Origin of the sequence: Calothrix anomala FACHB-343 (assembly GCF_014696435.1) — a bacterium.
GTDB classification, from domain to species: domain Bacteria; phylum Cyanobacteriota; class Cyanobacteriia; order Cyanobacteriales; family Nostocaceae; genus Aulosira; species Aulosira anomala_A.
Genome location: NZ_JACJQG010000042.1, coordinates 74,210 through 83,024 on the forward strand (window position 1 = coordinate 74,210; position 8,815 = coordinate 83,024).

5 protein-coding genes and 1 CRISPR repeat array are annotated in these 8,815 nt (G+C 39.9%); of the genes, 3 read left to right on the forward strand and 2 right to left on the reverse strand.

The genetic code is table 11. The features are described 5' to 3' along the window. The first annotated feature begins 312 nt into the window (after positions 1-312). Together H6G08_RS22585 and H6G08_RS22590 are read left to right on the forward strand one after the other, a co-directional pair. The gene (locus H6G08_RS22585; RefSeq protein WP_190546964.1) at positions 313-1,722 is read left to right on the forward strand and encodes a sensor histidine kinase; all 1,410 of its coding nucleotides are present in this window, start codon (positions 313-315) and stop codon (positions 1,720-1,722) included. A 180-nt stretch (positions 1,723-1,902) separates the two neighbouring features. Next, positions 1,903-3,740: direct repeats of the CRISPR family, unit length 37 nt; unit sequence GTTTCAATCCCTAATAGGGATTAAGTGAAATTTCAAG. An 858-nt stretch (positions 3,741-4,598) separates the two neighbouring features. Beyond that, positions 4,599-5,672 (forward strand): hypothetical protein, encoded by a 1,074-nt coding sequence (locus H6G08_RS22590; protein ID WP_190546967.1) that lies wholly within the window; start codon positions 4,599-4,601, stop codon positions 5,670-5,672. A gap of 230 nt (positions 5,673-5,902) precedes the next feature. On the opposite strand, the gene H6G08_RS22595 is transcribed toward H6G08_RS22590, so the two are convergent. Continuing rightward, a complete protein-coding gene (locus tag H6G08_RS22595) occupies positions 5,903-7,039 on the reverse strand; it encodes a tetratricopeptide repeat protein (RefSeq protein ID WP_190546969.1) in 1,137 nt (378 codons plus the stop codon). A 100-nt stretch (positions 7,040-7,139) separates the two neighbouring features. Then, positions 7,140-7,766 carry an RNA polymerase sigma factor gene (locus tag H6G08_RS22600; RefSeq protein ID WP_190546971.1) on the reverse strand — a complete coding sequence of 209 codons (627 nt, stop codon included), beginning with the start codon at positions 7,764-7,766 and terminating at the stop codon, positions 7,140-7,142. Positions 7,767-7,974: 208 nt separating this feature from the next. Here H6G08_RS22600 and H6G08_RS22605 point away from each other — a divergent pair, with 208 nt between their 5' ends. Continuing rightward, positions 7,975-8,571, forward strand: a complete 597-nt coding sequence (locus H6G08_RS22605; protein WP_096644663.1) for a glyoxalase-like domain protein — start codon at positions 7,975-7,977, stop codon at positions 8,569-8,571. The last annotated feature ends 244 nt before the right edge of the window (positions 8,572-8,815 follow it).

The window sequence follows — 8,815 nt, forward strand, 5'->3', positions numbered from 1 at the left end:
TGCCGCACATCAATGTATTCTAGAGGGCATGGCATTGCCCATATCTGTCAACTTAAGTTCTCTGGCTTACTCAATAGACCGCCCACAGGCTGTAAGCCTGGGGCTACCGTTACAAAGCCCACGTAGGTGGGCTAAGAAAATTTAGCCCACCTACGTGGGCTTTGTTCAATTAGCCGCACCCTTGGAGGGTGACGGCGGTTTATTGGGTAAGCGAGGAGTTGGGGATGAGGACAAAACCTTGTCAACCAAAAGGGTTTCACGTTAAGTTGACACCAATGCCCAATGCCCCATGCCCCATGCCCAACATAAATCATGTTTCAAGCTACCCGTCGTCGTTTAGCTGTTTGGTATACTGCTGTAACTGCTGTTTTACTTCTACTATTTGCTAGTGGCGTATATTTATATGTTCGCAGTACCCTAGTTGAGCGAATTGACGATACCCTCAATCATGTCGTGGAAATAGTCGAGCGATCGCTTGTTATCGAACCAGTTAATAGCGGTACTGAAACATTACGTATTAATATAGAAGCCAGCTTCCGTAATAATGCTGAGACTGTAGAAGACGATCATATTGATTTGGAATGGTTCAGTCCTACTGGTGAGTTATTGTGGTCAACTTTAACTACACCCCTAAATATTCCCATACATGGCAGCCGCACTGGGGAAACGGTACATATCAATAAACAAGAGGGTTGGGGAGAATCGCCTGTTTTATTACGCCAAGTTACCCAGCGCGTCGAAGTAGGACGGCAAGTATTAGGCTATTTGCGTGTTAGTCATCCTTGGTTTGAAGTTACCAAACCCAGTCGCCAGTTAATTTTTGATTTAGCACTGGGTACGGGATTAATGGTTTTGTCTGTAGGTGCTAGCGGTTGGTTTCTTTCCGGGAAAGCAATGGAACCGGTAGGAGATTCCTATCAACGCTTGAAACAATTTACAGCTGATGCTTCTCACGAACTGAGAAATCCCATAACTTTAATTCAAACTAACGTCCAAGTAGCCTTAACTGATTTAGAGTTAGCAGAAGGAGAAGTTACTGCTGCCTCACATTATCGCCAACAGTTAAAATTAGTGGAACGACTAACCCAACGTTTAGGCAGGTTAGTTAATGATTTACTCTTTCTCGCTAGACAAGATAGCGGTATTAGCAAAGATAATTTTTCTCCTTGTCCTTTGGATGCGTTGCTGATAGAAGTGGTGGAAGAACAGCAACTATTAGCCGCAGAAAAGCAGATTACTTTGTCTTTGCATTTAGTAGATGCCCAGAATAGCGATATTAGCCCAGAATTGCTAGACAATTGGTTTACCCTGGCGGGTAACTGGGATCAATTAGTGCGATTATTTACAAATTTAATTGGCAATGCATTAAAGTATACCCCTGCTAGTGGGCGGGTAAATGTAGAATTAGCCCGTCTCGAAGGAATCCATCGAGTTTCGGGATTGCGTTACAGTAGTGCCCAATTACAAGTTAAAGTCAGCGATACAGGGATTGGTATTCCCTCAGAAGCGCTACCAAGATTATTCGATCGCTTTTATCGCGTAGATCCAGCACGTACCCACATCACCGAAAATACAGCTTGCGACATTTCTACAGGTTCAGGATTAGGATTAGCGATCGCTCAAGCCATTGTCGAACATCACCAAGGTCAAATACAAGTGGAAAGCAGCCTTGGTAAAGGTACTACTTTTATAGTGACTTTTCCTGTTAGTCTTGAGTCGTGAAGTTTCAATCCCTAATAGGGCAGGACTCAATACAGTTCAGTTAGCGCGAAAAACATTAAGCTGCGTAGGTTGGGTTGAGGAACGAAACCCAACATTTCCAGGGGTTTGTTGGGTTTCACTTCGTTCAACCCAACCTACTAGCTTTTACAGTGACTTTCCCTGTTAGTCTTGAGTCTTAAAGTTTCAATCCCTAATCGGAATTAAGTGAAATTTCAAGTTATCTGATTGAGCGCCAAGCTCGGACAAGGCAAGTTTCAATCCCTAATAGGGATTAAGTGAAATTTCAAGAAATCTGTACCAAAAATCCGATGGCTCAACCTGGTTTCAATCCCTAATAGGGATTAAGTGAAATTTCAAGAAACTTACTTTGATAAGTAGCTTTTCTTTCTTTATGTTTCAATCCCTAATAGGGATTAAGTGAAATTTCAAGTACCACCGGAACACCAGCGATATTTGCTTTATATCCGTTTCAATCCCTAATAGGGATTAAGTGAAATTTCAAGCTAACATCACAAGGATTGTCTATCATGGCTTTTAGTTTCAATCCCTAATAGGGATTAAGTGAAATTTCAAGACTGTTGTTAATAGCCCCGGCGAGATTTATCTCTCGTTTCAATCCCTAATAGGGATTAAGTGAAATTTCAAGCTGCAAACACAAGTGTTACTTATTCTTACAGTGAGTTGTTTCAATCCCTAATAGGGATTAAGTGAAATTTCAAGGTAGATGCCCTAAAAGTAGCCTTGATGTAAAGTACTTTAGTTTCAATCCCTAATAGGGATTAAGTGAAATTTCAAGCTGACTACTACGCCTTAAATAAAGAAGATGCTTTCAGTTTCAATCCCTAATAGGGATTAAGTGAAATTTCAAGGCAATCTCGGAGCATCAATTTTAGGGTCATAAATTGTTTCAATCCCTAATAGGGATTAAGTGAAATTTCAAGTTGTCTTCTTTTGCTGTCAGGTAGCCAATAGGTATGTTTCAATCCCTAATAGGGATTAAGTGAAATTTCAAGCAGAAGATTTATGCAGCAGTCCTCCGGTTTCTGTGTTTCAATCCCTAATAGGGATTAAGTGAAATTTCAAGTAGCAGATGGTGGACATGCTCACAAGCTGGCACGGTTTCAATCCCTAATAGGGATTAAGTGAAATTTCAAGTCGTTAATTTTGAAATCTGGATGGTTGTCAGGAATGCAGTTTCAATCCCTAATAGGGATTAAGTGAAATTTCAAGGCAACTCAGGAATAGTAGAAAAAGTATCAGGCAAGTTTCAATCCCTAATAGGGATTAAGTGAAATTTCAAGTTGTCCATATTCACCAAAGCTTTGGTTGGTAATTCGGTTTCAATCCCTAATAGGGATTAAGTGAAATTTCAAGGGGTTCAAAATTTTTGGGGCATTTCGAGTTGAAGTTTCAATCCCTAATAGGGATTAAGTGAAATTTCAAGCGGTCAGAGATTTAGAGATATCCTCTCACCAATGTTTCAATCCCTAATAGGGATTAAGTGAAATTTCAAGTATTATATATAGTACTATAGATTATATCTATTTAAGTTTCAATCCCTAATAGGGATTAAGTGAAATTTCAAGCTTAAGGATTGGTGGTTTAATATTGAAGTTTCAGTTTCAATCCCTAATAGGGATTAAGTGAAATTTCAAGAATTTATGTTCTGTTCTGCATATACAACTTGGGGTTTCAATCCCTAATAGGGATTAAGTGAAATTTCAAGATTCTGGGGTTACAACTTTACCATTTGTGCCGTTGTTTCAATCCCTAATAGGGATTAAGTGAAATTTCAAGTGCTGTTGGTGATGTATCTGGATTATTGGAAGATTGGTTTCAATCCCTAATAGGGATTAAGTGAAATTTCAAGCGCCCGCATAGTCGAAGGAGATGAAGGGTACATTGAGTTTCAATCCCTAATAGGGATTAAGTGAAATTTCAAGAATGCCAGAAGGACAAGAGCCATTACCTTTTGCTGATTGTTTCAATCCCTAATAGGGATTAAGTGAAATTTCAAGAGCGGAAGCCTGAAAGCTAGTGAATATGAGGTTTTCAAGGTTCTGTTGCGCGGACGGTTCAATTCTAGCATAAGCAATAGTAAAAAAGCAAAGGCAAAATCGCTGAAAGTATTGCTGCATAAAGAGCGCGGGCGATTTAACATGAAAAATATTTGAAAGCATTACAGAGAAATACTTTCAGCCATTTTTAGAGAAACCCTATTTTCCACACCTACCCATCCGCGCATTCTTCCCAGAAAACTGTTGAATTCGCTGACGTTCATCTCAATTCGGAGTGGGCAAGAGGAATTCTAATAAATAATGATTCACTTGGTAATTATTATAACATAGCAATTTGCGTCAAAGCAGTATAAGCTTCCGCTTAAGCTGCAAAAGCCACAGCTTTAACGTTTGTGGCTAATCAGTAGGCTAATTATACAGTTATTCAAATTACGGTAATTTTAATATCATTAGAGAATAATTAAATTCTTTACTGATGAGTCAATTAAAGCATCTAATCTAATTGAATTATAACTATTGATTGATTTTCTCATTCTTCAGAAATAAACATAAGTTTTAGTTTAATTAAATTTTCAAACCTCTAGTAAGATACGCTAAACAAGCCTAATTGTTAAATTAATCTTATCAAAAGCGTTAATTAAAACTTACGCAAAATAGCTTGCAAAACCTCGTGTCTTTAGACATGGCGTGGCTAGCTTTGCTGTCAGTTCTGCAATCAAGGCGTAAGTCTAAACCAATATAAAAAGCAGAAAAATTCAATGCAATAAGGTAATAATCACCAATTTATTACCTAAATTTAATTTGCTGATTTATCCAATTCCCTAACCAGTTACTTGAGATTTCTCTAGGAGTGAACTAATGAATAGCAAATCGCACAAGTTTCGCAAATCTGCTGAGTTTTTAGCTGCTATCTGTAGCGGTGTACTCATGAGTATGCCAGCATTAGCTCAAACACCAGTTCCCGTAACCCCACAGCCCAGTTCTCCTAGCGGCAAAGTCAATCCTTGCCCAAGAATATTCTACGAAGAACCACACAACAGTCGGGTTGTAGTTCCCCAAGGATGCCCGCCTAATGCTTTAACTCAACAGTTACAATCTCAAGGAACATTACCTTATACTTCTAATTCTGGGGCTTCCTCACAAAATCAAACTGGTGTAGGTGGAGAAACAACTTCTTCATCACTTAACCCCAATCCTGGCATTTTAAACGAAGCGCCTTACAATCGCTCCCAACAAAACACCCAGATTGACGGTTCCAGCACCTACTCTACACCCCAGCAAACACCTGATAACGGTTCTCAAGGGAACAACCAGATAGATAATTCTGGTAGCTACTCCACACCGAATAACCGTAATAGTGTACGGCAGAACAACCAGATAAATAACTCTGGTACTTATTCCACCACACCAAATAACACTAATCGTTCTCAGCAAGACAACCAGATAGATAATTCCAATAATTCCAGCAGCTACGATAACTCTGGTAGCTACTCCACACCAAATAACCGTAATAGCGCCCAGCAAAATACCCAAACTGATAACTCTACCAGTACCTACACCACACCCCAGGGCGTTCCTTCGCAATCTAACTCTGTAACTTCTCCATCCCAAAGCCCAGTTGCGACAGTCGCACTACTGGATAATGGTAATGTTAATATCAGGCTGGTAAATGACACTGGAGCGAATATCACTTATCAAGTTGTTGGTGATACAGACCAGCGATCGCTCGGCGGACAATCTGATGTAATATTACAAAGTCTACGTGCGCCTATTACAGTTACATTCCAACGTGCAGACGGCGGATTAATCTCCGTCAATGCCCAAGCTTCAGAAACCGGTTTGTTGGAAGTAAGATTAGATGAAACCACAGACGTAGCCCAAGACAAAAAAGCCATGAGAATTCAATCTAATGGCTCGGTATTTGTAAATTAGTCATTTGTTAGAGACGCGATTAATCGCGTCTGTACAATTGTCATTTGTCATTTGTCATTTGTCATTTGTCATATCAATCCGCAATTTTGGTAGGGGCGGGGTTTCCCCGCCCTTGTGAGGGTTTCCATATTACGTTTTAGATTGCAGTTTAGTATCAATAAGGGCGGGCTTATTTGTATCATGTTTGCTCGGTGAAAATATCTGTGAACCCCTACCTACTGCTCATCAAATCACTGCTTAGGCAGTTTTAGCAATTTATCGACTAAAAACACCTCTTGCTTCTTATCTCCCATATTTTGCGCTATTATCAGCGCTCTTTCGTAAAAATGACGGGCAGTGAGAAGTTTATTTAACTGCTCGTACAATTGCCCATAAACCATGATAGCGTTAAATTCATCTCGCAAATTTTGCGTATCTCTAGCGATTTCTAAGCGCTGCTGTAATAAATCAAAAGCACGTTCATAACGCCCTGCGGAACTATGAGCTGCTATTAAGCCATCAATGGATCTTAAATAATTAATGCGATCGCCTGTGGTTTTCGCTATCCGCAAAGCTGCACCATAGGTACCAATGGTATCAGGATAATTCCCCATTGCGAAGTAAGCTTCACCCAAATTATTTAGGGTATTGGTTTCACCCAAAATATCACCAACCTGACGGCGGTAATTTAAGGCTGTCTCGTATAATTTAATCGCTTTGTTGTAATTGCCCAATCTGGCATTTACTAGCCCTAAATTACTTAAAGATAACCCCTCACCCGCCAGATTATCGACATTGCGGGCAATTTTCAGTGCATCCTCTACGGTTTTACCCGCTTGGGTATATTCTCCCTTTTGCAGCAGCACCGTACTAATATTATTTAAGGCAAAAATTTGCGACTGAAAATCCTTCGTATCACGCGCGATCGCTAATTGTCGCCGTAAAGCATCCTCAGCTTCCGTAAATCGGTTAAGCTGAATGTAGGACTTCGCTAGTAATTCGTAAGTTTTACCTTGGGCTTTATAGTCCCCCAAAGAATGATAAATTTCTAGTGCTTGTAAACAAGAATCAATTGTTTTATCACTAGAACCAGACAATAGCTGTTGCTCGCCGATTCGTAATAAACTGTCTGCTTGCTCTCTGGAGTCTAGCACAGCCGAATTATTTAACGGGCGGCGCAATTGTTGAGTAATATCCGCCCCATTAGCTTTGAAAGGAATCAAAGCCACAGCCAAAATTAACAAGCAAATAGCCAAAAATTGGGATTTGCCACCCTTGTTAGAGATGAGGATAGCACAATCCCAACTCCCCATTCCATCGCGTTTTGACTTCCGGGGGGGATTTAGATCGAGAATGCTAGCCTCTGGTAAGAAATACCTTTGTGTCATAAAACTTACCTGAGAAATTTGCTTTTAAGTAGAAGGTTTTATAATTCAAGTTTAAATTACCTTTTTTTTATAATTCTCAGTACTTCTACTTAAGCTAGGATTAGGCAGCACCTTCACCTAAATAAATAGCACGAATATCTCCAGGTAATTTCGCTTCTAACATACGATATCCTTCCTGAAGAAAATTGGCTACTTCAAGGGGAGTAAAATTTTCGCCCTCAGCTTGTAAATAAGCAGCAATTCTCGTTTCACTCCAGCGAAAAGTCTGAGCCATTAACACCACAAACCGCAAAACTGGTGGTAATTGTTCTAAGGCTTGTTCTACATAACACCAAAAAGCTGGTGAAGTCGCCTTGAGAGAATAGTGAATTGCTTCTGTAGGCGGTAGTTCAATTTCGTTAATACAGAACGCGGTGATATTAATTAGCCAATTTTGCAGGGTTAAAGGTTCTTGATCTGGTTGGGAGCTTTTGTTTAAATCCAGTCCACTCAGTTCATAATAAATATGCCGCCAGGTAAGAGCAAACAGATAATCTGCTTGCACAGGCGATCGCGCCGAGTGGCGAATCAGGGTGTAGACTATGGGACTATAGCGGCAAAAAATCGCCGTGAAATACTTCCCCGAATCCGGAGAGTTTTGAAAAGAAGTTAGCAAATCTTGATCGCTTTGATGAAACAGTGACTTGACTAGAGGGTGGTTAGCTTCGGGAAAGTGCGGTATTTGCATAAGACTTAGAGTTGATAGTTGTTAAAATAGGTGGGGATGTAGTCTCCCCTAGTAGCGTACAGTTAGCGCACAATATCTTCACATTTGTCTGTGAGACTTAAAATTCAGACGCTAAAGTTATTGATACACTATAAACAAACAGTTAATTTTAGTCTTAATCGATAATCATAAAAGCGTCTCCCCTATACAATAAATATTTGATTTATTCATGGTTATAGTAGCTAGCGTGATACCAATACTGCTCAGTCCTTTGACTTTAGCCTCTTTTTTACCTTCTTTGCCCCTGGATAGTCTATTATCAACCCAAGGCATTATGGTGTTGCTACTGGCGGCTTACGCTGGTGCAATGTGGATGTTCCTCACCAGTGCGCCAAAAGTGCATACTGTCATGGTTTCCGATTTAGAGATTGCGCGACAGTTATATGAAGGGTTGCTAGATTTACCTGCTGCTGAAGTACCTTTACATTACTACTACAACTACGAACAAACCATCGGCGCAACCAGCATAGATCCGCTTTATATGTCTGCTGGTTCGAGTTTAGCTGGCAGAAGTATGAATAATGCTAGTGAAGGTTTGTGGTATCAGTTAAAGAAAAATACCCAGTTGCATGTAATTACTGGCGCTAGTTTAGGCACTAAAAATCAGCAACGCCATGTCTGTTTCGATCGCGACTGTTTAGAAATGATTTTACTGCGAGTCGAAACACGCGGTTTAAAGTTTAAAATTCGCAACCAAAAGCCCCTGAATTTCTTAGTTAAAGATTACGAAGGACGCATTATTGAAATGGCTGAAGTTGCCAACTAGGTTACTTGCCAAATAGTAATATAGGATGGGCAATAACCGCCGGAAAGCTTATATGGTAAGCAATACCCATCCTAAAAATACTATTTCAACCAAAAATTATCAACATTGTTTTCAGGGCGCGTTAAGCATTTTGTTAAGGGACTTCCAGAGAATAAAATATACAGTAATTAAAATGATAATCATTTTAAGTGTGAGAAAGCAGTTGCCGATAACAATCGCTTTCTCACCCCAATAAATTGTTAAT

Bases quoted from the DNA above. Each gene is read 5' to 3' on its own strand.
- H6G08_RS22585 (WP_190546964.1), top strand. From the start codon at position 313: ATGTTTCAAGCTACCCGTCGTCGTTTAGCTGTTTGGTATACTGCTGTA.
- H6G08_RS22590 (WP_190546967.1), top strand. From the start codon at position 4,599: ATGAATAGCAAATCGCACAAGTTTCGCAAATCTGCTGAGTTTTTAGCT.
- H6G08_RS22595 (WP_190546969.1), bottom strand. From the start codon at position 7,039: ATGACACAAAGGTATTTCTTACCAGAGGCTAGCATTCTCGATCTAAAT.
- H6G08_RS22600 (WP_190546971.1), bottom strand. From the start codon at position 7,766: ATGCAAATACCGCACTTTCCCGAAGCTAACCACCCTCTAGTCAAGTCA.
- H6G08_RS22605 (WP_096644663.1), top strand. From the start codon at position 7,975: ATGGTTATAGTAGCTAGCGTGATACCAATACTGCTCAGTCCTTTGACT.